Origin of the sequence: Streptomyces sp. NPDC051064 (assembly GCF_044455985.1) — a bacterium.
In the GTDB taxonomy this organism is placed as follows: Bacteria; Actinomycetota; Actinomycetes; order Streptomycetales; family Streptomycetaceae; genus Streptomyces.
In genome coordinates this window covers 89888-112625 of sequence record NZ_JBITFK010000012.1, presented here as the reverse complement: position 1 = coordinate 112625, position 22738 = coordinate 89888, and the positions used below count along the sequence as shown (strand labels likewise).

The 22738-nt window shown below is 66.3% G+C and carries 21 protein-coding genes; 12 read left to right on the top strand and 9 right to left on the bottom strand.

Annotated features, from left to right (window positions below; translation table 11 throughout):
* Positions 1–200: 200 nt before the first annotated feature.
* A complete protein-coding gene (locus ACIBCU_RS34360; protein ID WP_399236290.1) occupies positions 201–899 on the bottom strand; it encodes a hypothetical protein in 699 nt (232 codons plus the stop codon).
* A 675-nt stretch (positions 900–1574) separates the two neighbouring features.
* On the opposite strand from ACIBCU_RS34360, the gene ACIBCU_RS34355 reads away from it, so the two are divergent.
* From ACIBCU_RS34355 to ACIBCU_RS34340, 4 genes are read left to right on the top strand one after another with little or no spacing between them, the layout of a single operon-like run.
* Positions 1575–4391 carry a DEAD/DEAH box helicase family protein gene (locus ACIBCU_RS34355; RefSeq protein ID WP_399236288.1) on the top strand — a complete coding sequence of 939 codons (2817 nt, stop codon included), beginning with the start codon at positions 1575–1577 and terminating at the stop codon, positions 4389–4391.
* The gene (locus ACIBCU_RS34350) at positions 4388–5695 is read left to right on the top strand and encodes a restriction endonuclease subunit S (RefSeq protein ID WP_399236286.1); all 1308 of its coding nucleotides are present in this window, start codon (positions 4388–4390) and stop codon (positions 5693–5695) included. Before ACIBCU_RS34355 ends, ACIBCU_RS34350 begins: the two co-directional genes overlap by 4 nt.
* Positions 5695–6663, top strand: a complete 969-nt coding sequence (locus ACIBCU_RS34345) for a GIY-YIG nuclease family protein (protein ID WP_399236284.1) — start codon at positions 5695–5697, stop codon at positions 6661–6663. The genes ACIBCU_RS34350 and ACIBCU_RS34345 overlap by 1 nt, the downstream gene beginning before the upstream one ends.
* A 59-nt stretch (positions 6664–6722) precedes the next feature.
* The gene (locus ACIBCU_RS34340; RefSeq protein ID WP_399236282.1) at positions 6723–8204 is read left to right on the top strand and encodes an N-6 DNA methylase; all 1482 of its coding nucleotides are present in this window, start codon (positions 6723–6725) and stop codon (positions 8202–8204) included.
* A gap of 577 nt (positions 8205–8781) precedes the next feature.
* Here the strand turns inward: ACIBCU_RS34340 and ACIBCU_RS34335 are convergent.
* Positions 8782–9969, bottom strand: coding sequence for a hypothetical protein (locus ACIBCU_RS34335; protein ID WP_399236280.1), 1188 nt, complete (start codon positions 9967–9969; stop codon positions 8782–8784).
* Positions 9970–10505: 536 nt separating this feature from the next.
* On the opposite strand from ACIBCU_RS34335, the gene ACIBCU_RS34330 reads away from it, so the two are divergent.
* On the top strand, positions 10506–10892 hold the full coding sequence (locus tag ACIBCU_RS34330; protein ID WP_399236277.1) for a hypothetical protein: 387 nt from the start codon (positions 10506–10508) through the stop codon (positions 10890–10892).
* A gap of 664 nt (positions 10893–11556) precedes the next feature.
* Here ACIBCU_RS34330 and ACIBCU_RS34325 read toward each other — a convergent pair.
* The 4 genes from ACIBCU_RS34325 to ACIBCU_RS34310 all read right to left on the bottom strand — a co-directional run bounded on the left by ACIBCU_RS34325 (position 11557) and on the right by ACIBCU_RS34310 (position 13738).
* Positions 11557–11880 (bottom strand): hypothetical protein, encoded by a 324-nt coding sequence (locus ACIBCU_RS34325; protein WP_362932711.1) that lies wholly within the window; start codon positions 11878–11880, stop codon positions 11557–11559.
* The gene (locus ACIBCU_RS34320) at positions 11877–12242 is read right to left on the bottom strand and encodes a hypothetical protein (RefSeq protein ID WP_326737202.1); all 366 of its coding nucleotides are present in this window, start codon (positions 12240–12242) and stop codon (positions 11877–11879) included. The genes ACIBCU_RS34325 and ACIBCU_RS34320 overlap by 4 nt, the downstream gene beginning before the upstream one ends.
* A gap of 29 nt (positions 12243–12271) precedes the next feature.
* Positions 12272–12466 carry a type II toxin-antitoxin system Phd/YefM family antitoxin gene (locus ACIBCU_RS34315; RefSeq protein WP_399236274.1) on the bottom strand — a complete coding sequence of 65 codons (195 nt, stop codon included), beginning with the start codon at positions 12464–12466 and terminating at the stop codon, positions 12272–12274.
* Between the two features lie 510 nt (positions 12467–12976).
* Entirely contained in the window at positions 12977–13738 is a 762-nt protein-coding gene (locus ACIBCU_RS34310) for a phosphoglyceromutase (RefSeq protein WP_351326922.1), read from the bottom strand.
* 206 nt (positions 13739–13944) lie between these two features.
* On the opposite strand from ACIBCU_RS34310, the gene ACIBCU_RS34305 reads away from it, so the two are divergent.
* Positions 13945–15216, top strand: a complete 1272-nt coding sequence (locus ACIBCU_RS34305; RefSeq protein WP_399236272.1) for an MDR family MFS transporter — start codon at positions 13945–13947, stop codon at positions 15214–15216.
* A 79-nt stretch (positions 15217–15295) separates the two neighbouring features.
* On the opposite strand, the gene ACIBCU_RS34300 is transcribed toward ACIBCU_RS34305, so the two are convergent.
* Together ACIBCU_RS34300 and phoU are read right to left on the bottom strand one after the other, a co-directional pair.
* Positions 15296–15439 (bottom strand): hypothetical protein, encoded by a 144-nt coding sequence (locus tag ACIBCU_RS34300; RefSeq protein ID WP_356707990.1) that lies wholly within the window; start codon positions 15437–15439, stop codon positions 15296–15298.
* A 183-nt stretch (positions 15440–15622) separates the two neighbouring features.
* Positions 15623–16300: a phosphate signaling complex protein PhoU gene (phoU, locus tag ACIBCU_RS34295; RefSeq protein WP_362943481.1), complete on the bottom strand. Its 678-nt coding sequence runs from the start codon at positions 16298–16300 to the stop codon at positions 15623–15625.
* Positions 16301–16495: 195 nt separating this feature from the next.
* On the opposite strand from phoU, the gene ACIBCU_RS34290 reads away from it, so the two are divergent.
* Both ACIBCU_RS34290 and ACIBCU_RS34285 read left to right on the top strand, forming a co-directional pair.
* Complete coding sequence (locus tag ACIBCU_RS34290) at positions 16496–17764, top strand: ATP-binding protein (protein ID WP_362943484.1); 1269 nt, start codon at positions 16496–16498, stop codon at positions 17762–17764.
* Positions 17761–18441 (top strand): response regulator transcription factor, encoded by a 681-nt coding sequence (locus ACIBCU_RS34285; protein ID WP_014047499.1) that lies wholly within the window; start codon positions 17761–17763, stop codon positions 18439–18441. The genes ACIBCU_RS34290 and ACIBCU_RS34285 overlap by 4 nt, the downstream gene beginning before the upstream one ends.
* Positions 18442–18501: 60 nt before the next feature.
* On the opposite strand, the gene ACIBCU_RS34280 is transcribed toward ACIBCU_RS34285, so the two are convergent.
* Positions 18502–19158 (bottom strand): DUF461 domain-containing protein, encoded by a 657-nt coding sequence (locus ACIBCU_RS34280; RefSeq protein WP_362943487.1) that lies wholly within the window; start codon positions 19156–19158, stop codon positions 18502–18504.
* A 650-nt stretch (positions 19159–19808) separates the two neighbouring features.
* On the opposite strand from ACIBCU_RS34280, the gene ACIBCU_RS34275 reads away from it, so the two are divergent.
* The 4 genes from ACIBCU_RS34275 (at position 19809) to ACIBCU_RS34260 (ending at position 22721) form a co-directional block, all read left to right on the top strand.
* A complete protein-coding gene (locus ACIBCU_RS34275) occupies positions 19809–20291 on the top strand; it encodes a CarD family transcriptional regulator (RefSeq protein ID WP_006380568.1) in 483 nt (160 codons plus the stop codon).
* 421 nt (positions 20292–20712) lie between these two features.
* Positions 20713–21477, top strand: a complete 765-nt coding sequence (ispD, locus tag ACIBCU_RS34270; protein ID WP_399236267.1) for a 2-C-methyl-D-erythritol 4-phosphate cytidylyltransferase — start codon at positions 20713–20715, stop codon at positions 21475–21477.
* Positions 21467–21976, top strand: coding sequence for a 2-C-methyl-D-erythritol 2,4-cyclodiphosphate synthase (ispF, locus tag ACIBCU_RS34265; RefSeq protein WP_362943493.1), 510 nt, complete (start codon positions 21467–21469; stop codon positions 21974–21976). Before ispD ends, ispF begins: the two co-directional genes overlap by 11 nt.
* Positions 21977–22091: 115 nt before the next feature.
* Positions 22092–22721, top strand: a complete 630-nt coding sequence (locus ACIBCU_RS34260) for a GNAT family N-acetyltransferase (protein WP_399236265.1) — start codon at positions 22092–22094, stop codon at positions 22719–22721.
* The last annotated feature ends 17 nt before the right edge of the window (positions 22722–22738 follow it).

Below are 22738 nucleotides of genomic sequence, written 5' to 3'. Positions count from 1 at the left end.
GCTTCTGGCGTTGGTTAGTTTGCCTTTCACCTGCGCTGATGGTCCGTATGCGTCCGCGCGCGTACGCCGGCGTGCGTCGGCGTTGTCAGGCAGTTAGGCACGCACCCACCCGGTTGGGGCCGCGTCATTTCTCCCCAGGTGGGATGAGGCAATCGTGAGCAGCGTGCAGGAAGACCAAAGCCGACAGCTCGGTTCGCGGATCAGGGCCTGAACAGCCAGCGTTCGATCTCGTCGATGCCGATGCGGCGCCCGAACCGCCTGCTCTCCTCATTGGCCCAGCGGTCCAGGAGCGCGCAATATCGAACGTAGGTGCTAGTGGGCCATCCGTTCTCACCGAGCGAGTCCCACTTGCAGGTGTCCCTGAGTGTGGCGGCCACCTGAGAGTCGAGGATCACGCACGGGTGATCGAGAGCGCCGCTGCCGGCAAAATACAGGACCTTGGTCGAGAACGACGGACCCATATATGTGATGGCACTGTGGCCTCTTGGGCGCAGAGCTTCGTAGGCCTGCGCCGGATCCTCGCGGGCTGCCTGCAGAGCATGGCGCAGAGCCGTCAAGGCTGAGGACGGGTTATCCGCCACAGCTCGGATGCGCGCACGGTTGAGGCGGAGTCTCATGCCACTGCCCCAGGCGAGGACTCGCCATAGAAATCGCAGCAGCTCCTCTTCGGAGCCCGCGTCAAGGTTGGCCGCATCCATGAACAAGTCGCCGCGACTGAGCTGTGTGACATCTGGCCCGGTAACAGGCGCACCAGGCAGGTGAGCGGCAGCTATCTCGGTGTTCCACCAGTCGGTGGCTATGGGGATGGTGTGACCGTCGATCCGCTCTGATCGCCGCTTGGCAAGAGCCTCACGGCACGCACGCGGCAACTGCAGGCGAGACAGGTTGGTGGGCGCCATGACTCCATCTTGCCCCGCCAGAAGTAGGAGGGATGGCGACTCTGGTGCTCACACTTGCCGATACTGACGAACGAAGACGTCCGGCTCGCACTGCGGCACAAAGCTCGACTGCTTCGGCAACCACGCGGCTCTGTAGGCCCGTTGGGGCTTGGGCATTTATGTAGGCCACGGGTCCCTAGTCGAGCAAAGGGCGGTTCCCTGTCCACGGATCGTCCACCTCAAGAGGACGCTCTCCTTGACCAGTTGTCGCCACCTCGAAGTGTGAAGAACACCCGTTTAAATGTGAAGTTGTTGTAATCTCCCCGCATGGTCAGCGTGGAGATACCGGCGGTGACGGTCAGGTGCTTCCTGGTCGGGATAGGGGTGGCGACGAGGGGCGGCGCGTCGGTACGCAGTGCGTTCACGCTGGCGGGGGAAGACCGGACGCGGTAGACGCGGTGTCCGTCCTGACGCGTGACCACGTTGCGGTGCTGCTGGCTTATGGCGTGGTGAACCGAGCTGCTCAGGTTGAGGTGCTCCCGGGCGCCCCTCACTCGCCCGAACTCACCTCCGCAGTGGTGTGCTGTTGAGCTGTGGTGATCGGATGAGTACCGCGCCAACGGCCCCTAGCATGAGTGAACCGCTGCTGCTTGCCTTTGAGTTGACAACGTTCTCGAGACCCATGCCGAGGAAGCGATGAACAGCAAGGATCACGATTCCCGCCTCCCGGCGGAGGCCCGCGCACGTGTTCTTATCGACCAGCAGCTGACTGCCGCTGGTTGGGCGGTACAGGACCGTAAGGTGATGAACCTGTTCGCGGGCGAGCTCGGCGTGCACGGCATCGCGGTTCGCGAGGTCGTTATGGCACCGGGCCACGGCCGGGTCGACTACCTGCTGTACGTGGAAAAGAAGGTCGTCGGGGTCATCGAGGCCAAGCCTCAGGGCTCGACCCTGTCAGGTGTGGAGTGGCAGTCGTCGATGTACGCCACAGGCCTGCCGCCGGAGCACCGCAAGCGTGCACACACGGTGGGTGATCGCATCCCGTTCGTGTTTGAGGCCTCCGGGTCGGAGACTCATTTCACCAACGGCTACGACCCTGAGCCGCGTGCCCGGAAGGTCTTCAACTTTCCCAAGCCGGCCACACTCGCACGCATAGTCCGGGAGGCCCAGGACGATGCTGACCTCCCGACCTGGCGGGCAAAGGTGCGGCGCATGCCGCCGCTGAACGTGGAACGGCTGCGGCCCGCGCAGACCGAAGCGATCTCCGAGACTGAGGCATCTCTGGCCGCCCAGCGTGCAGACCGGTCGTTGATCCAGATGGCCACTGGTGCGGGCAAGACTCACACCGCCGTGACCTTGTCCTACCGACTGCTCAAGCATGCAGGGTTCAAGCGGGTGCTGTTCCTGGTCGACCGCAACAACTTGGCCAAGCAGACCGCTGCTGAGTTCAGCAACTACGAGACGCCCGACGACGGCCGGAAGTTCACCGAGCTGTACTCGGTCCAGCGCCTGACCGGTCTGGGCATGCTGGAGTCTTCGAACGTGGTGATCTCCACGATCCAGCGCGTCTATTCCGTGCTGCGCGGCAAGGCGGTCCCCGAGGGCGACGACCCGGTGCTGGACAGATTCATACCGGACGCCCCGGTGGAGATCGCCTACACCCCTGACATGCCACCGGAGTCGTTCGACCTGGTGATCGTGGACGAAGCCCACCGCTCCATCTACGGGGTGTGGAAGGGCGTCCTGGAGTACTTCGACGCCCACATCCTGGGGCTGACGGCCACACCGGGCAAGCAGACGTTCGCGTTCTTCCGCCAGAACCTCGTCTCGCAATACACGTACACCCAATCGGTGGCCGACTGTGTGAACGTGGACTTCAATATCTACCGCATCAAGACGGAGGTCTCGGAGAACGGCGCGGAGATCGAGGCCGGCACGTTCGTACCCAAGGTCGACCGTCGCACCCGCATTCAGCGCATCGAGGCCATCGACGAGAACGTCGATTACAAGAAGAGTCAGCTGGACCGGACGGTGCAGAATCCCAACCAGATCCGCACCGTTCTGGAGGCCTTCCGTGACCGACTGTTCACTGAGATCTTCCCCGGCCGCACCACGGTCCCTAAGACACTGATCTTCTGCAAGGACGACGCGCATGCCGAGGAAGTCGTCACGCAGGTGCGGCAGGTCTTCGGCAAGGGCAACGACTTCGCCGCAAAAATCACCTACCAGGCGAAGGACCCTGAAGGCCACCTGCAGGCCTTCCGCTCCTCCGCGAGGCTACGGATCGCGGTCACGGTAGACATGATCGCCACCGGCACCGACGTCAAGCCGCTGGAGTGCGTCTTCTTCATGCGCGACGTCCGCTCGGCACAGTACTTCGAACAGATGAAGGGCCGCGGGGCACGCACGATGCCCAAGCCCGACTTCCAGGCCGTCACCCCCGACTCCCAGACGAGCCCGGTCGCGCAGGAGAAGACGAGGTTCGTCATTGTCGATGCCATCGGCGTCACTGAACACGACTTCGTGGACCCACCGCTGATGCGCAAGAAGGGCATCAGCCTGGAAAAGCTCCTGAGTAAGGCCGCAAGCCTCACGATCACCGAGGACGAGACCGCGACCCTGGCCTCCCGCCTGGCAGCCCTGGAACTCCAGGTCACCCCTGCCGAGCTGGCCGAACTCGACAAGGTCGCCGGCCAACCCCTCAAGAAGATCGTCAAGAAGCTGGTCGAGGCCTGCGATCCCGAGCAGCAGGCCGAAGCCGCCGCTGCTGTCGGCGAAGACGCGGACCCTCAACAAGGGATCGACGAACTGCTCGAGAGGGCCATCACCCCGCTGGCAGCCAACCCCGAGCTGCGTACGCGCATCATGGAGCTACGCCGCCAGCACGACCAGATCATCGACGACACCAACCCCGACACCCTGCTCGAGGCCTACGGCGTCGGAGCCGAGGACAAGGCCCGCGAGATCGTCACGGACTGGCGCGCCTACCTGGACGAGCACCGCAGCGAGATCTCCGCGATCCAGGTCCTGCAGCAGGCCGAGGAATCCGGTACCAAGCCTGCCGGAAGCACGTTTGCCCAGATCAAGGAACTGGCTGACCGGATCGCCCGCCCACCGCATCAGTGGACCCCGCAGCGGCTGTGGGAAGCCTACGAGCAGGTCGAGAAGGGACGGGTGCGACCGAACCCGAAGGCCCAGGTCACAGACCTGGTGTCCCTGCTGAGCTTTACCCTTACGGGTGACGACGAGCTGGTGCCGTACGCGGAAAAGGTCCACGAGAGGTACCAGGGCTGGCTACGGCAGCAGGCGCAGGCCGGCATCGTCTTCACCGAGACACAGAAGTGGTGGCTGGACAACATGGCGGACGTGATCGCGTCCTCGGCCGGAATCGACGTCGACCAACTCGACATTGCCCCGTTCGACGAGCGCGGCGGCATCGATGGCGCCCTGCGTGACCTGGGCGACCAGACCGGCACCCTCCTGGAGACCCTGAACAAGGAGCTGACCGCGTGACGCCTGCCTTTCAGACCGTCGGCGAGGTCGCAGCGGTCGATTCTGGCCCCGCCTTCAAGAGCGCCCACTTCGGTGGACCAGACGAAGGAATCCGGCTGCTGCGAGGTGACAACATCGAACCCGGGGCACTGCGCTGGACGCGGACGAAGACCTGGCCAGAGTCGATGCTTCCAGGTTATGAGCACCTGGCAATCCAGGAGGGGGATCTCATCCTTGGGATGGACCGTCCGCTCATCTCCGCGGGTCTCAAGCTCGCTCGGGCTCGCCCCAGTGACCTTCCCGCACTACTCGTCCAGCGAGTCGCCCGCATTCGGCCCCACTCAATCAACGGTGTATACCTCTACCACTGGCTCAGCAGTTTTGAGTTCCAACAGCACCTCAAGGGGTCAGCCACTGGAACACAGCTGCCACACGTGAACCTAAAGAGCATTAAGGAATTCAAGGTCCCCCGTTTCAGCGAAGCCGCCGAAGCGCGGATCGTCGAGGTGCTGGAGGATCACCTCTCCCGCCTCGACGCGGGCGTCGAATACCTCGACGTATCCAATCGTCGCGCTCGTGTCCTAACTAAGTCCGTGCTGATCAGCCTCATCCCCGACCGTGAGGACTACCCATCGCGCTGGGAGTCGTCAACTGTAGGGAACGCAGGCTCCGTCGGGCTTGGTCGACAACGTCATCCCGATTGGCATTCGGGCCCGAACATGAGGCCCTACCTTCGTGTCGCCAACGTTTTCGAGGACCGCATCGACACCAGCTCCTTGATGGAGATGCACTGGCCCGAAGAGACTTTCGAGCGCTTCCGCCTCCACCCCGGTGACGTCCTGCTTAACGAGGGGCAGAGCCCCGAGTGGCTCGGCCGTCCAGCCATCTACCGTGGTGTCCCAGGGGATGTTGCTTTTACTAATAGTCTCCTACGTTTCAAGGCTCGCGAAGACGTACTGCCTGAGTTTGCACTCTTGGTGTTTCGCCGTCACATGCATGCTGGGCGCTTTGCCCGGGAATCTCGGATTACGACAAACATTGCTCACCTGTCTGCGACCAGGCTGAAGAAGATCGAGTTCCCGGTGCCGCCGTTGGAAGAGCAGTTGCGAATGGTAGAGATTGCCGATATGAAGCTGACCGCGGTCAAACAACTCGAGGCGGAGATCGCGGTAGCTCAGCATAAGGCTTCGTCGTTGCGCCGTTCACTCCTGGACGCTGCTTTTAGTGGCCGTCTGACTGGGGCTGCTGCCTACGGACTTGAGGGTGTCGAAGCGATCGCCGCTGACGTCGTCGAGGCTGAGGCTCCAGAGGGTGTGCTGGTGTGATGGCGGGCAAGCAGGTGCGTTTGTTCCTGGTGGATGGCAAGGCCGGTGGTCTGACGACCGCGGAGATCATGACGTGGACCGGACAGCTCCTCAAGGGAGCCCGTAAGGACCTGGCGCGCATCCGGGAGCGTAGGGAGGCGCAGAAGACCGGCGTCTACATCCTGTTGGGTGAGGACGAGGAGACCGGGAAGACCAAGGCTTACATCGGGCAGTCGGACAACGTCGCCAAGCGGCTGAGCACGCACGACCAGAGCAAGGACTTTTGGTCGGAGGTCGTGGTCATCACCTCGAAGGACTCCAACCTGACCAGTGCGCACGTGCGCTGGCTGGAGTCGAAGCTGATCGGAATGGCCAAGGCGATCGGCCGCGTGCCGCTGGAGAACGGCAACGAGCCCACCGGCGGTGCGGACCTGCCGGAGGCGGACGCTTCGGACATGGAGGAGTTCGTCCGTCAGTTGGAGATCCTGCTGCCGGTCCTAGGCGTTGATGTGCTGCGTGGCAGGGCTACCCGCCCCGCTGCCGGCGCTCCCGCTGCCGCGCAGACTGCGCCTGCTGCGCCTGGCGGCCCACTGCCGGTCGCCGAATCAGAGCCGGATCCTGAGGCAGAGGTCTCCCCGGTGTTCCACCTGGTGCAGATGCCCGATGTTCAGGCGCAGGTTATCGACGGGGAGTTCACGGTTCTCGCCGGTTCGGAGGTGGCTGCGGAGATGCCGGACCGCTCCAACTACAAGGCTTCGTCGGCCAAGCAGTACAAGGTTCGTCAAGGCCAGCACCGAGACCTGGTCGTGGACGGGTCGATTGCCGTTGGTCCGGACGGTACCGCGCGCTTGACCCGTGACGTCGTGTTCGGCTCTCCCTCAGCTGCTGGAGCGGTCATCGCTGGACGGGTGTCCATGAACGGGCGGATCAACTGGATCACCGAGGACAACGTCACCTACGCCTCCTGGGAGTCCGGCAGCGCTCGCTGACCGGCCGAGAAATCTATTTATCTTGCAGGGCGTATGCCTTGAGTAGGGAAGGAAACAACGTGTCGGACACTCGCCGGCTGGTCGACAAGCTGTGGACGTACGCGGGAGTGCTGCGGGACGCCGGGGTCGGCGTACTGGAGTACACCGAGCAGCTGACCTACCTGCTGTTCCTGAAGATGGCGCATGAGCGTGCCCATCGGCCGCTCAAGCCCGAGCAGATTGTCCCCGAGGAGTACTCCTGGCAGCGCCTGCTGGACACCGAGGGTGTGGCCCTGGAGACCCAGTACACGCTGATCCTGCAAGGGCTGGGCCGCCAGCCGGGCATGCTGGGCACGATCTTCCGCAAGGCGCAGAACCGCGTGCAGGACCCAGCGATCCTTAAGCGGCTGATCCACGACCTGATCAACAAGGAGACCTGGTCGGGCGGCGGTGACCTCAACGGCGACGCCTACGAGTCTCTCCTGTCCAAGGGTGCCAGCGACAAGGGGTCGGGCGCGGGCCAGTACTTCACCCCGCGGTCGGTCATCTCCGCGATCGTCGATGTCGTGCGGCCCACCGTGGAGGACACGGTGGTCGACCCGGCCTGCGGCACAGGTGGTTTCCTGCTGTGCGCCCACGAGCACGCCTCCAAGGACGCCGCGCACATGAACCCCGAGCAGCGTCAGCACTTGAAGGCGTCCTTCGTGCACGGCGTGGAAATCGTGGACGGCACCGCACGCCTGGCTGCCATGAATCTGCTGCTGCACGGCATGGGCGATGCCAAGGGCGAGTCGCTGATCGAGGTCAAGGATGCCCTGATCGACGACCCGGGTAAGCGCTGGTCGGTGGTGCTGGCCAATCCGCCCTTCGGCACGAAGTCCTCGATCACGATGGTGGGCGCCGGCGGCAAGGCAGCCCGCGAGGACCGGGAGATCGAGCGCAACGACTTCGTGGTCACCACTAGCAACAAGCAGCTCAACTTCCTGCAGCACATCATGACGATCCTGGACATCAATGGCAGAGCCGCGGTGGTGTTGCCGGACAACGTGCTGTTCGAGGGCGGAGTCGGGGAGGCGCTGCGCCAACGTCTGCTGAACGATTTCGACCTGCACACGATCCTGCGCCTGCCTACCGGTGTGTTCTACGCCCAAGGCGTGAAGGCGAACGTGCTGTTCTTCGACAAGAAGCCGGCCAGCGAGACCCCGTGGACGGCCGCCACGTGGGTGTACGACCTGCGGACCAACAAACACTTCACACCCAAGAACAACCCGCTGACCCGTGGGGCCCTGGACGACTTCGTCCAATCTGCCAAGCCAGGCCAGCCCCGCGAAGAACGTGCTGAGTCCGAGCGATTCAAGTCGTTCACCTACGACCAGCTGCTCGCCCGCGATAAGGTCAATCTGGACATCACCTGGCTTCGGGACGAGTCTCTTGAGGACCTCGACAACCTTCCTGCCCCCGACGTGATCGCCCGCGAGATTATCGAAGACCTTACCGCTGCCCTGGAAGAGTTCGCGGCCGTCGTCGATGCTCTGGAAGCCAAGCAAACGAGCGAAACCTGACCCTGCAGATTGTCGGCTGGTCATCATTGAGCGCCCTTCCAGGCCCCTAGGGCGGCTCTGCAGGGCGCTCGCATATCGGTGCCGTCGATATGGGCCGACACGCGCTTTGGTAGTTCGATCGGACCGTCTCTACGCCAGGCTGATCCGCTGCCCGCGCGGCTGCGTCAGACTGCGGGGTGCCGCCGCTGTCCGTTGCTGTTGATGTCAGCCATGGATGTCACCGCACCCGCGACTGTCTCGCTTGCGACGCCTTCGTGCCTTCGTTTTACGTTCGGCTTCCTTACGCCTGTGGATGGTGTACGAGGACCAGTCGCCGCAATGGAAATTGCACCTCGATGTGTCCATCATGGCCAGTCGCCGGGTCCCTAGTCTGTTGGCGGTCCACACCTGGACTGCGTACGAGCCACTATCCCCACCCCTCGTCTTGGCTGTCGTGCGGACCAGTTCGGGCTTACGAGGCGTAAGCCGCAAACGGAAGGCGCACCGCCCCGCGAACCGTTGCTCGGGGGCGGACGCTTTCTAAACTTGTTGGTGGGGTGCTGGCGGTAGACGGTTCATCTTGTTACCGGGCGTCCGGTCAACGCTTCGCGAGTTTCATTACCTGGACACGCATGTTGTGATCGAAGTTGGCCCCGAAATCTTTGTGAACTGTTTCCTGCATCTTGTAAGCAAGTTTTCCCGTAAGTGTAGTCTTCAGTCTAACGATCGCAATTGAACAGCTGAGTATGCCCTTATCGTAGGCGGCCGCAAGGGCATTGGACGACTCAATGGGGTCAGATCGCAGAATTAGCGTCGCGGTAGAATTCGGCTCGATGGAGACGAAAGATGATCCCTGGATGGCTTCCTCGTTGCGAGTGTCCTGAATGGACTCAATCTTCAGGGGTAGAGCTTCGAGGGATGATATGGCACCACTCGTCAGGAGGGCCGCATAGGGGCTGAGTACTGCCGCTCGACTGCCCTTGTTCACGATCATTAGATCTACCCTGAATGGGCCGGAGTTCATAATTTCACCCAGCCCGCTTGTCAGTATGTCGGCGCGCGAGTGGTCCTGCCTGATGGCACTTATCGTATACTCTAGGCATTTATCGAGCGTCTCTTTATTGAAGGTTTTGATCGCCTGGGCGAGAGGCAGCATGCGCTCCTTCAGGGTGGGAGAGTCGACTGGGATGCGGTACCGGCGGTCCTGGAATTCCATGACTATGCACTCCCGGCCGTCCAGCTCGCGAGTCTCAACGCTGCAGACTTCCTGCACCTCCGGAGTGTCCTCCTTTTTAACGCTCGGCAAAACTGGCTCACTTGGTTCCGAAGTTTCCTTCCCTTTGGCGTTCGGCAAAATGAGCTCGCACTTGCGTATTCCGGCACAGATCTCTCTAAAGATGAATCCGCCGTCGCTTATGAGTTCGGTTATGAAGTCGACTCTTTCCTCGACGGTTCTGCAATGCCAGATTCTTCTTTTCAGTTCTCGCGCAAGTCTGATCTGTTCCGGCGCCCCCTCTTGGACGTCTCTTGCGTCACTGCACACGAGCGCAATATCGCTTTCAGTGGAATCATTCCCAAGGTCAACCCCCGAAAGTGTGAATGATCCCGAAATTTCCACGATCCTGTCACCTATAGGTGCTGCCTCTTTCGGGTTGCGGCCCTTACTGATGGAAATTAGGTTGAGGTCAAGACGTATGCGATCCCGAAAAGTGGATAGCCAAAATGCGGCCGTTCCGCCGATGAGTGCGGCAATGATTGGAATTATATACCGAACCATTTTCTTCACCCGAAAGGTCGCCTGGCCAAATTCGCGTTCGCGCCGATCTCGTCATGAACCCTTCACTCCAGTCGAACCCTGATGATCGGAGTGCGCAAGTTGGCACGAGCGGGCGGCGGAGCGGGTTTGGTCGGTGGCCTGCCCGGTTTGGGGTCGAGCATGATCAGGGGGCCGTACGCTGGCCGGCAACTCGGGCAGGCTGTGATCCTGCCCGGAATTTGAACGAGTGGTCCCCTGGTCTTGCTCGACGCGGGACCCGAACCGGGGAGGTGGCTAAAGCCGTGGAGCCGACCGCCCCAGCCATGGAGGGTGTCTCCCACCTTCACGCCCGCAGCCGCCGAGCGCGCCGCCGGGCGCGGCCAGCCGGGGCGAAGACAGAGGCAGGCCGCGCCGCTGAGGCGGCGCGCGCCCGCGCCGTGCGCGGGGCTTGATGAAGTAGAGAAAGTTCTACCGCACGCGTCTGGTGGACTGCTCTCGATGCATCTGATCGCACGTCGGGGAAGCGGCCAACGGCATCAGGCCCGAGCATGGAGGAGTGCCGCCCCGTGCGACTCGTGTCCGATCCAGTCTTCGGCGAGGTAGATCTCACCGCGTCAGCGGAGGAGCTGGCTGTCTTGGTAAATGCAGTGGCCGAGGGTGACAGGTTCATCGGATCCACCTCATCGCCGGAGGGAGGCGCCCTGGCCGGTATCGAAGCCAGGAAGTCTTCCAGGGCCGGGGTGCGGATCGAACTCGACGCTCAGCGGCAGGTTCTGGTGATCAGTGGCGATCTCGGTGCCAGGGCGATCCTGGCAGGCAACCTGATGGCCGTGGCTACCGCCGACGACGGCGGTCACCTCCACGTTGACTACTTCCCCGAGCACCCTTACCTCCTTGAAGGGTCTGTGCCGATCGTGGTCAACAGCCCCCACGGGGGCATGCCGACCCGGTGAGTGGAGGCACGACAGCAGTCGCGATCCATGGTGGTCCACATTGAGGGGCGGACGACCGGTGCGAAACTCCAGATCTACTCGTCTGCTGCGCTCTGTCGGCTCGATGCTCGACTCGGCTACCGTTCCACTCATGCCTTCTGCACTGGACAGGCCTCAGGGAGCGGCGGAACTCGCCGAGTCTCTGCTTCCTCCGCTCGGGAACCGCTGGTTGCGCACTCAGGCTGCGCTGCTCGCGCTGAAGAGGCTTCCGCGGCTGTGTCAGAGGATGACCGGGGCCTTCTGGTGGCTGCCGCGTGGCTGCACGACATCGGTAGGCGCCCGAGCTGCGGGGCACCGGCTTCCACCGCTTGATGGGGCTCGCCATCTGGTAGCCCCCGGCCGCTGGCCTGGGGCTTTTGCATGGAGCGAGTGACGAGAATCGAACTCGCGCTCTGAGCTTGGGAATCACGGGTGCTTGAGTGGACGGGGCGGCTCTGACCTGTGCGGTTGTCGGCAGTGCGGTGGTTGTCTGTGCCCCTGGGAGCCGTACGTGACCGCTGTTCTCCGCTCCGAAGGGCACGGATGGGGCACGTCGACGGCAGGTCATCAACCTGAGGCTTCTTGCCGGAGCGGGTGACACGAAACGGAAGCCGCCCGTGGTGCAGACGCTGCGGTGGCACAGACGTCAGGCCCAGAAGGCTTCGGTAACGACGATCTGTGGGTCGGCGTGGCGGCGCATGAATGTGTAGATGAGCCAGCCGCGTCCGCCGGCCAGGTCCACGATGTGCGGGCCGCCGGGGCTCGTGGAGGCCAGTGGCCGGACGGTCATCCAGTGCGGGAGCGAGGCATCGGCGTCGATTCCCCGGAAGTACGGGTCTTCGGCGGTGACCAGTTCCGCACGGGCACTCATGACCAGGTCGCTGCCTTCGGCGGGCATGTTCTGGAAGTCGTGCTGCGCCTGCTTCGTCCAGTCCATCTGCCAAGGCGGCCGGAGTGGTTCGTCGATCACTCTCCGGGCTTCCTCTCGGCGGCTTCGTGCCGGAGGCGGCTGTACTCCTCCAGAAGCCGGATGGACTCCTCGGGGTCCTCGGACTTGGCGGCGCGGGCTTCGAGGTCGCGAAGGTGCGAGTCGAGGACGGGATTCCGCGCGATGGCGTACTGCGTCCACCACAGGCGCATGAAGGCCGGCACGGGGGTGATGTTGAAGGCGTCACCGATGACGCGCTTCCAGTGAGCCTCAAAGTCCGGGAGGAGGTGCGGAGTGTGTTCCTGAATGGCCAACCGGAGTGCTTGAGGCGTGCGTTCGGGCATGGGTGGCAACCGCAGGGGTTCCCCCTCGTACCCGTCGAAGTGGAGTGCATGGGCGGGCATGGTTCGGGCTCCTTGGTATGGAGGGTGGGTCAGGCCGCCTCGTGCCGGTCCTCGTGCGACTGGTGCCGACTGGCCATCTGCTCGAACCACTCGGCCGGCACCAAGTAGGCGACCGTCTTCCCCTTACGGGTGATGGCGGCGGCCTCACCGGCGATCCGGGTCCGGTCCAGGATCTCGCCCATCCCCTTGCGCAGGTCGATCGTTGTGTACGTCTTCGTCTCCATGCGCTGAAGCATATAACAACTATCATAGTTGGTATATGTGCTCGTGGAGTGCTGGCGACCGGAAGAAGCCGACGGACGCGTTGGGGGCGGAACGGGGGCAGGCTACTCGATCGGGCTTGAGCAACAACAAAGAAGCCCCCGGCCGCTGGCCTGGGGCTTTTGCGTGGAGCGGGTGACGAGAATCGAACTCGCGCTCTGAGTGAGCTGAACCGGGTTTCGTAGCGGCCCTGAAGCCGGGCATGACTGATCCGGCAGATGGGAAACACAGGTCTGATGCCTGCACCCCGGAAGTATCCCGACGAGCTCCGTGAGCGAGCCGTCCCATCGGAGGCGCGGCATTGGCCGTGTGGGTTGGCGTTGAGCCCCTCGCCGTCCTCCCGTTCGCCTTCCTCGTGGCGGTTCGAGTGAGGATCCACCGCATCCAGCGCGGCGGCCCCCACGCGGCCCAAGCGCACAGAAGAGCCCCCTCCTGGTTACAAAACCGCAGGTAGGGGGCTTCTTCGTGGGTGCTTACTTCTTCTTGCCCTGGTTCTTCACGGCCTCGATCGCGGCCTTCGCCGCGTCCGGGTCGAGGTAGGTGCCGCCCGGCTTCAGGGGGCGGAAGTCGGCGTCCAGCTCGTAGGCGAGCGGGATGCCGGTCGGGATGTTGAGGCCCGAGATGGCGTCGTCGGAGATGCCGTCCAGGTGCTTCACCAGACCGCGGAGGCTGTTGCCGTGGGCGGCGACCAGGACGGTCTTGCCGTCGAGGAGGTCCGGGACGATGCCGTCGTACCAGTACGGCAGCATGCGGGTGACGACGTCCTTGAGGCACTCCGTGCGGGGGCGCAGCTCCGGCGGGATCGTCGCGTAGCGCGGGTCGGCGCTCTGCGAGAACTCGGTGCCGTCCTCGAGAGCGGGCGGCGGGGTGTCGTACGAACGGCGCCAGAGCATGAACTGCTCCTCGCCGAACTCGGCGAGCGTCTGGGCCTTGTCCTTGCCCTGGAGGGCGCCGTAGTGGCGCTCGTTCAGGCGCCAGGAGCGGTGCACGGGGATCCAGTGGCGGTCCGCGGCTTCCAGCCCGAGCTGGGCGGTGCGGATCGCGCGCTTCTGGAGGGAGGTGTGCACGACGTCGGGGAGCAGGCCGGCGTCCTTGAGCAGCTCACCGCCGCGGACCGCCTCCTTCTCGCCCTTGTCGGTGAGGTCTACGTCCACCCAGCCGGTGAACAGGTTCTTCGCGTTCCATTCGCTCTCGCCGTGGCGGAGGAGGATCAGCTTGTACGGTGCGTCGGCCATGGGTCCGAGCGTAATCGAACCCGCGCGCCCTACGCGCGCGCGGCCAAAGGGCGGACCGGAGCGCGGGGCCGGGGCGTGACTGTTGACGGGCGGCGTCAATCGAGTGGCAGCCGGGGGCTCCGCTTTCGTAATGTTCGGATTGCCATCGGGCCGCTTACACAGGCCGGCGGTTCATCCGTACACGCACGTCCCGGGGGAGTGGTCCTGTGTCTGTCGCTGGTCTGAGAAAGGCGGCACACGAGACGGTCGCCGGTCTCCCCAGGGAGTTCTGGTGGCTGTGGACCAGCACGCTGGTCAATCGCCTCGGGGCGTTCGTCGCCACGTTCATGGCGCTCTATCTGACCCTGGACCGGGGTTACTCGGCCTCGTACGCCGGTCTGGTCGCCTCCCTCCACGGGCTCGGCGGGGTCGTGTCGTCCCTGGGTGCCGGGGTGATGACGGACCGGCTGGGGCGCCGCCCGACCATGCTGATCGCGCAGCTCTCGACCGCCGTGTCCGTGGCGGTGCTCGGCTTCATGGTCCATCCGGTGGCGATCGCCGGCGTGGCCTTCGTCGTGGGTATGGCGAGCAACGCGTCCCGGCCGGCCGTGCAGGCGATGATGGCCGACATCGTCCGGCCCGAGGACCGGGTGCGGGCCTTCTCGCTCAACTACTGGGCCATCAACCTGGGGTTCGCCGTCTCGTCGGCCGGGGCGGGGTTCATCGCCGAGTACAGCTATCTGGCCGGATTCCTGGGTGAGTCGGCCCTGACCCTGCTCTGCGCGGTCGTCGTCTTCCTCAAGGTGCCGGAGTCCCGCCCCGAGGCGGCGCCCCGGGCCGCCGGGACCCGGGCACCGGACGACGTGCGGCTGGGTACGGTCCTGCGCGACGGGCGCTACATGGGTGTCGTCGGGCTGTCGTTCCTGGTCGCGCTGATCTTCCAGCAGGGGTACGTGGGCCTGCCGGTGGCCATGGGCACGGACGGGCTGTCCAGCTCCGACTTCGGCACGGCCATCGCCGTCAACGGCGTGCTGATCGTGGCCCTGCAGATCCCCGTCACCCGGTTCATCCAGCATCGCGACCCCCGCCGGCTGCTGATCCTGTCGTCCCTGATCGCGGGCTACGGCTTCGGACTGACCGCCTTCGCGGGATCGGTCGGGGTGTACGCCCTGACGGTGTGCGTCTGGACCCTGGCCGAGATCGTCAACGCGCCGACGCAGACGGGCATCGTCGTGCAGTTGTCACCGGCCCACGGCCGGGGCCGCTACCAGGGCATGTACACGATGTCCTGGTCGGTGGCGGCGCTCGTCGCCCCGCTGATGTCCGGCTTCGTGATCGACCACTACGGCGCCGCCTGGTTGTGGGGGACCTGCGCGGTCCTGGGCACGGTGGCCGCGTTCGGCTACTGGCTGCTGATGCGGAACCTGGACCTGCCGGAGCCCGTGGTCGCCGCCTCGCCGGTGCCCGAGGACCGGGCGGTAGCCGAGCCCGCGGTCTGAGGAGCAGGAGTACGCGGCGCCGGTGCCCCGCGACGGACACGTGTCCGTCGCGGGGCACCGCCGCCGGATTCGGCCGGACTCAGCCGCCGCACTGGCACGGCGCGCCGGACTGGCAGCCGCACCCGCAGCCCGAGCCGCAGCCGCAGGCTCCCAGCAACGGCAGATGCACCACTTCGGTCGGGGTCTCCTGCTGCTGGGGTTCGGTCATGGGGGAATCGGCCATGGTCCCTCCTCAGGGCGTACGACTCGACGGCGTACGGCACATGCACGGGGCACACATGCCGACGGCGGGGGCCGCAGGCATGCCGCGCCGCCCCCGCACCCCTTGTCATGCCCAGCCCGGAGGGCGCATCAACGGCGCACAGGCGCTGGAACGGATGTGCGGCCGCCGTGACGTCCGCGCCCCCTACGCCCCCTCGACCGGCGTCGCCGCCTGGATCTCGTCGGCGTGCTCACCCGTGACCAGGTAGACGACCCGCTTGGCGACCGAGACGGCGTGGTCGGCGAAGCGCTCGTAGTAGCGGCCGAGCAGGGTGACGTCGACAGCGGTCTCGATGCCGTGCTTCCAGCGGTCGTCCATCAGGTGCTGGAACAGCGTGCGGTGCAGCAGGTCCATCTCGTCGTCGTCCTGCTCCAGCTGGAGCGCCAGGTCGACGTCCTTCGTGATGATCACCTCGGCGGCCTTCGCCATCAGCCGCTGGGCGAGCTGCCCCATCTCCAGGATGGTGGCGTGCAGGTCGTGCGGCACCGCCGACGCGGGGAAGCGCAGCCGCGCCAGCTTGGCGACGTGCTGGGCGAGGTCGCCCGAGCGCTCCAGGTCGGCGCTCATCCGCAGTGAGGTGACCACTATCCGCAGATCGGTGGCGACCGGCTGCTGGCGGGCCAGCAGCGCGATGGCACGGGCCTCCAGGTCGTGCTGGAGGTCGTCGACCTTCTGGTCCGCGGCGATCACGCTCTCGGCGAGCTTGAGATCGGCGTCGAGCATGGACGTCGTGGCCCGGCCGATCGCCGAGCCGACGAGCCTGGCCATCTCGACCAGGTCCTCGCCGATCGAATCGAGTTCCTCGTGATAAGCGTCGCGCATGGAAGTCCCTCTCCAGATCCTGAGGCCGGGGTCTTGGGGCCGACCCCCACGTTGCCACGGTGCGGGGCCAACGCGTCGGGATCCGGCCCCCGAAGTGAACCGGCACTATCCCCTCGGTGAACTCTGGGCGACGAGTGTTCGAGATGGCACCCGGACGGCTGGGAGAGTGTCGGCGCGCCCGCATAACCTTGAGGCATGGACGTGAACGCGGCGGTCGCCGCAGCTGCCGCGATCGCCGGGCTCTGTACCGGTGTGATCGCGATGCTGGCGTTCCGCTGGAGCGAGCGCGAGCAGAAGCGGCCCACGCGTACGTCCCTGCGGCCCGACGGCAACGCCGCGCTGCCCCCGGGGGTGGACACGGTCCTCTCCGTGCTCAGCTCGTCGGCCGTGGTGCTCGACGAGAGCGACAGCGTCGTCAAGGCCAGCTCCGCCGCTTATGCGCTGGGCCTGGTCAGGGGCGGACGCCTGGCGGTCGAGCCGATGCTCCACATGGCCAGGGACACCCGGCGCGACGGTGAGATACGGCAGGTCGAGCTGGACCTGCCGCGTCGCGGTACGGGCAGGGGCGAGGCGCTCGCCGTGTCGGCCCGGGTCGCCCCGCTGGGCTCACGCCTGGTCCTCCTGCTGGTCGAGGACCTCACGGAGGCCCGTCGCATAGAAGCGGTGCGGCGTGACTTCGTCGCCAATGTCAGTCACGAGCTCAAGACGCCGGTCGGAGCGCTCTCCCTGCTCTCCGAGGCGGTCATGGACGCCTCCGACGACCCGGAGGCGGTGGAGCGGTTCGCCGGCCGCATGGAGATCGAGGCGACCCGGCTGACCAACCTGGTGCAGGAGCTGATCGACCTCTCCCGGGTGCAGAACGACGACCCGCTGGAGGACGCCGAACCCGTACGGGTGGAGGATCTGGTCGCCGAGGCGATCGACCGGTGCCGCCAGCAGGCCGGTTCGAAGCAGATCACCATGGCCTCGGGCGGCACCGCGGACCTCTTCGTCTGGGGCAACCGGAGCCAGCTCGCGGCCGCCCTCGGCAATCTCGTGGAGAATGCCGTCAACTACAGCCCCGCCCGCACACGCGTCGGCATCGCAGCCCGGAAGCTGGCCGCGCCCGGCGGGGATCTGATCGAGATAGCCGTGACCGACCAGGGCATCGGCATCTCCGAGAAGGACCGTGAACGCGTCTTCGAGCGGTTCTACCGCGTCGACCCGGCCCGCTCACGGGCCACCGGTGGCACCGGTCTCGGCCTCGCCATCGTCAAGCACGTGGCCGCCTCGCACGGCGGGGAGGTCACCGTATGGAGCTCGGAGGGACAGGGCTCCACGTTCACCCTGCGACTGCCCGAGTCGGGCGTCGTACGGGGTCGTACCACCGGCGGATCCCTCGTCGTCAACGGTCCTGTTGACCACGACGGGCCGTACGAGACCGATTCTTTTGAACCATTCCCTGCCCCGGAGGCCCTTCCGTGACCCGAGTGCTAGTCGTCGAGGATGAGGAATCCTTCAGCGACGCCCTGTCCTACATGCTCCGCAAGGAAGGCTTCGAGGTGGCCATCGCGGCCACCGGCCCGGACGGCCTCGACGAGTTCGAGCGCAACGGCGCCGATCTCGTGCTGCTCGACCTGATGCTGCCGGGTCTGCCCGGCACGGAGGTCTGCCGGCAGCTGCGCGTCCGGTCCAACGTCCCGGTGATCATGGTCACCGCCAAGGACAGCGAGATCGACAAGGTCGTGGGCCTCGAAATAGGAGCCGACGACTATGTGACCAAGCCCTTCTCCTCGCGGGAGCTCGTGGCCCGCATCCGCGCGGTCCTGCGCCGCCGTGGAGAGCCGGAGGAGGTCACCCCGGCGGCCCTGGAGGCCGGCCCGGTCCGGATGGACGTGGACCGCCACGTCGTCACGGTCTCGGGCGGCAAGGTCGACCTCCCGTTGAAGGAGTTCGACCTCCTCGAGATGCTCCTGCGCAACGCCGGGCGCGTGCTGACCCGTATGCAGCTGATCGACCGGGTCTGGGGCGCGGACTACGTGGGCGACACCAAGACCCTGGACGTCCACGTCAAGCGGCTGCGCGCCAAGATCGAGCCCGACCCCGGGGCGCCGCGCTACCTGGTGACGGTGCGGGGCCTGGGTTACAAGTTCGAGCCGTAAACCGAGGGCTGCGGGCTACGTGGGGGGTGTCTCCGGCGGAGACACCCCCCACGCGTGCGATCAGTGCTCGGCGGCTGCGCCGTCGGCCGGCGGGGCCGTGTCGGTCGCCTCGCCCGAGGGGCTCCCGGACTGCTCGCCGGGCGTCTCGGGCGCACCAGGCGTCCCGGACGCGGAGTCCGAGGGGGTGGGCTTCGCCGACGGCAGTGCGCTCGGGCCGAAGCCCTCGAAGAAGCTGGTCGCCGGGACGATGGCGGCGCCGAGCGAGACCTCGCCGGTCTCGCTGAACGTGAAGGCGACGTTCTGCACGCTGCCGTTCGCCCCTGCCTGGCGGCCGTTCTCGATCACGGCCGAGGCGTTGTTCTTCCCGCCGATGATGAGCCGTCCGCCGGCCGGGACCACGAGCGGTCCCTTGCCCTTGGCGGGCTTCAGCGCCACCGTCGCGTTGGTGCCCGGCAGGGCGATCGTCTCCACGACCTCACGCTTCGGGCCGTCGTTGAAGAGGGTGCCGGCGATGACGGCGGGGCCCTCGGCGTCCGGCTCGGGCTGGGTGATGATGTTCAGGTTCTGGATCTTGATGGAGTCGACAGCGGTGGCTGCGTTGTCCGGCCTGACCTGAAGCGTCTGCGCGTCGTTGCCGGCACTGCACGCGGACAGCGCGGCGATCGAGAACACGAGGGCAGTGGCGGCGAAGGCGCCGTGTCGAAGGCTGCGGCTCACGGCGGCGGCAACTCCTTGAACGTTCGGACTGCGGACTTCGGACTCTGCGGACAGGAAGGCCCGAGCGGCCGTAAAGCCGCCCTAAGTGTGTGTCAGCGGGCTCAGGTTACCGAGCCGCCGTCCTGGGCCCGCACCCGACCCGCCCCTGGGGACACCCGAGCTGTGGACCGGTGCCGCCGGCCGTTGGTTCCGACATCCCCCGGCCGTCTCCCCGGGCATGACGATTCGCAGGGTGTTCACAAAACGCGGCGAGCGGCGCGTTGATGTGCCGATGATCGATTTCCGGCGGTGGCGCATTTCCCGCGCATAATCCACCCGGTCCCAGGTCGTTGATCAATTTCAATGACCACGGACACTTAGAGCCGTACGGGTGATCGAGGGCCGAACGGAGTACGGAAAGTTCACCTTCCGGAATCCGGCAAAACGGGACGTTCGGCACCTTCTTGAGGGCTTCCGGCATCTGTGACGCGCGTGTTTCGGCTCGGTCGTATGCCCGCTCCGACCTGCGAATATCGCCTTCCGGAAGGCTCCCGCAGCACGTTCGTGTCTCAGTTGTCAAGCCCTGAGATATGCCCTGACCTGCGAAAACACCATTCAGGAGAAGCCGTTCTCGTGTTACTCTGGATAGCCACGGAAGGGGTACCTGTCACATGACGTTCAAGGTTGGCGACACCGTGGTCTATCCCCATCACGGGGCCGCGCTGATCGAGGCTATCGAAACTCGCCAGATCAAAGGCGTGGACAAGACCTACTTGGTGCTCAAGGTCGCCCAGGGCGACTTGACGGTTCGTGTACCGGCGGACAATGCGGAGTTCGTCGGTGTGCGTGACGTAGTCGGGCAGGAGGGGCTGGACCGGGTCTTCGAGGTGCTGCGCGCGCCGTACGCCGAAGAGCCGACGAACTGGTCCCGACGCTACAAGGCAAATCTCGAGAAGCTCGCCTCGGGCGATGTCATCAAGGTCGCCGAAGTGGTGCGTGACCTGTGGCGTCGCGAGCGCGAGCGTGGACTCTCCGCAGGTGAGAAGCGCATGCTTGCCAAGGCCCGCCAGATTCTGGTGAGCGAGCTCGCTCTCGCGGAGAACACGAACGAGGACAAGGCCGAGGCCCTGCTCGACGAGGTCCTCGCGTCCTGAACCGGACGACGCCGGTGACCAAGGTGACCGGACACCGGTAACCGGACTTCGCCGGTGATCGGATGACGCCGACCAGCCGGACCCGGTGTCGAGGAAGTATGCAGCGGTGCCCGCTGACCAGCCGTTTTCACGGCAGTCGTCGGGCGCTGCGGCATGTTCGGCCCCGCGCGGCATGTTCCGAGCGCCATGTTCGGACCCGAGAAGAAGATCCGTCCGGAAAGCTGCCGACGCACCCGCTGCCGGCCCTTCGGCAACCTCCACCGGGCCTGCTGCGGCTCGTCCGACCGGGGGTCACGGAAGGGGTCCCGGTCAGGTCGAGGCGTCGCGCCCGGCTCGTCCCCCGGCCTACGGTCGGGGCACGCCCAGGCCATACCCATGTCGGCCGTGGAAACAAACCTGCCGAAGCTTCGGAGTGCAACCGATGTCACCGATGTCACCGATGCCCGCTGAACCGAGCCCTTCCCGTACCGCGGCCGTGATCCCCGCGGCGGGCCGTGGAGTCCGGCTCGGCCCCGGCGCCCCGAAGGCGCTGCGCGCGCTCGGCGGCACCCCCATGCTGATCCACGCCGTACGGGCCATGGCCGCCTCCCGGGCCGTCAGCCTCGTCGTCGTGGTCGCGCCCCCGGACGGGGCGCCCGACGTCAAGAACCTCATCGACGGGCACGCGCTGCCCGAGCGCACCGACTACGTCGTCGTCCCCGGCGGTGCGACACGCCAGGAGTCGGTGAAGCTCGGCCTCGACGCCCTGCCGGACGACGTCTCCGTCGTCCTCGTCCATGACGCGGCCCGGCCCCTCGTGCCGGTCGACACCGTGGACGCCGTCATCGAGGCCGTGCGGGAAGGGGCTCCGGCCGTCGTTCCCGCGCTTCCCCTCGCCGACACCGTCAAGGAGGTCGAGCCGGGGGAGCCGGGTGTGCCGGAGCCGGTCCTCTCGACCCCCGTACGGGCGCGGCTGCGGGCCGTGCAGACGCCCCAGGGCTTCGACCGGTCCACGCTCGTCGAGGCGCACGCGAGCGTGGCCGTCGACGGTGAGGGCGCGACCGACGACGCGGGCATGGTCGAGCGGCTGGGCTCGCCGGTCGTCGTCGTACCCGGGCACGAGGAAGCGTTCAAGGTGACCCGCCCCCTGGACCTGGTCCTGGCGGAGGCCGTTCTCGCACGCCGGAGGGCGAACGATGGATTCTGAGGCAACGATGCAGCCGGCTCCCCTGATCCCGCGCGTCGGTATCGGGACCGACATCCACGCCTTCGAGGAGGGCCGCGAACTCTGGTGCGCGGGCCTGCTGTGGGAAGGGGAGGGTCCCGGCCTCGCCGGCCACTCCGACGCCGACGTGGTGGCGCACGCCGCCTGCAACGCCCTGTTCTCGGCCGCCGGACTCGGCGACCTGGGGCAGCACTTCGGGACCGGCCGCCCGGAGTGGTCGGGCGCCTCCGGTGTCACCCTGCTCACCGAGGCCGCCCGGATCGTCCGCGCCGAGGGCTTCGCCATCGGCAACGTCGCCGTGCAGGTCGTCGGTCTCCGGCCGAAGATCGGGAAGCGGCGCGACGAGGCACAGAAGGTGCTCTCCGACGCGGTCGGCGCCCCCGTCTCGCTCTCGGCCGCGACCTCCGACGGCCTCGGCTTCACCGGCCGCGGCGAGGGCATCGCGGGCATCGCGACCGCCCTGGTCTACCGCGCGGCCTGACGCGCGGTCCCGCCGACCCGGACCCGCACCCCCGCCCGCCTTGTTGCACATCGCTTGCACGTACGCTGGTGCGGCAAGTGATGTGCCGTACGGCCGAGAGCGAGGGTGAGCGTCAGTGGTGAGCGCGACCGCCGGGGCGACAAGGGTGCCGGAAGCGCCGGCCGGAGCGGACGGATACGTCCTGCGGACCGCCACCGCCCAGGACGTGGGCGGCGCCCGGGCCGTCATGCTGGACACCGTCTACCACGACCTGCGCTCGGGCTACGTGCCCCGCTGGCACGCCGACATCATCGATCTCGAGGGCGCCTACCTGCGCCCCGAACGCTGCACCCTCCTGGTCGTCGTGCGCGGCGACGAGGTCGTGGCGACCGGGGCGGTACGGGACCGGGGGCCGCAGGCGCCGCCCAATCCGCAGTGGGTCGCGGACCGCTTCCCCTCCGGGGCGACGGCGCAGCTGTGCCGGATCTACGTACGCCCCGGCCACCGCAGGCACGGCCTGGCCCGCAGGCTGGTGCGGGAGCTCGGGGCCTTCGCCGCCCGGGCGGGCGGCTACACCTCGCTCTATCTGCACACCGACCCGGCCGTGCCGGGCGCCGAGCCGTTCTGGCGGTCGCTCGCCCATGAGGTCTGTGACGAGCGCGCGCTGCCGGGTGGCGGGCAGGGCATCATCCATTTCGAGCTGCCGATGCCCGCACTCCAGGGGCCCGCGGGGGCGGTCCGGACGGCCACCCCGAATATCAGATGACAATCGTTTTCACATAG

What these genes read in the sequence shown, in the direction of transcription:
- ACIBCU_RS34360 (WP_399236290.1), bottom strand. Translation starts at nt 899, where the DNA reads ATGGCGCCCACCAACCTGTCTCGCCTGCAGTTGCCGCGTGCGTGCCGT.
- ACIBCU_RS34355 (WP_399236288.1), top strand. Translation starts at nt 1,575, where the DNA reads ATGAACAGCAAGGATCACGATTCCCGCCTCCCGGCGGAGGCCCGCGCA.
- ACIBCU_RS34345 (WP_399236284.1), top strand. Translation starts at nt 5,695, where the DNA reads ATGGCGGGCAAGCAGGTGCGTTTGTTCCTGGTGGATGGCAAGGCCGGT.
- ACIBCU_RS34320 (WP_326737202.1), bottom strand. Translation starts at nt 12,242, where the DNA reads ATGCCCGCCCATGCACTCCACTTCGACGGGTACGAGGGGGAACCCCTG.
- ACIBCU_RS34315 (WP_399236274.1), bottom strand. Translation starts at nt 12,466, where the DNA reads ATGGAGACGAAGACGTACACAACGATCGACCTGCGCAAGGGGATGGGC.
- ACIBCU_RS34310 (WP_351326922.1), bottom strand. Translation starts at nt 13,738, where the DNA reads ATGGCCGACGCACCGTACAAGCTGATCCTCCTCCGCCACGGCGAGAGC.
- ACIBCU_RS34300 (WP_356707990.1), bottom strand. Translation starts at nt 15,439, where the DNA reads ATGGCCGATTCCCCCATGACCGAACCCCAGCAGCAGGAGACCCCGACC.
- phoU (WP_362943481.1), bottom strand. Translation starts at nt 16,300, where the DNA reads ATGCGCGACGCTTATCACGAGGAACTCGATTCGATCGGCGAGGACCTG.
- ACIBCU_RS34290 (WP_362943484.1), top strand. Translation starts at nt 16,496, where the DNA reads ATGGACGTGAACGCGGCGGTCGCCGCAGCTGCCGCGATCGCCGGGCTC.
- ACIBCU_RS34275 (WP_006380568.1), top strand. Translation starts at nt 19,809, where the DNA reads ATGACGTTCAAGGTTGGCGACACCGTGGTCTATCCCCATCACGGGGCC.
- ispD (WP_399236267.1), top strand. Translation starts at nt 20,713, where the DNA reads ATGTCACCGATGTCACCGATGCCCGCTGAACCGAGCCCTTCCCGTACC.
- ispF (WP_362943493.1), top strand. Translation starts at nt 21,467, where the DNA reads ATGGATTCTGAGGCAACGATGCAGCCGGCTCCCCTGATCCCGCGCGTC.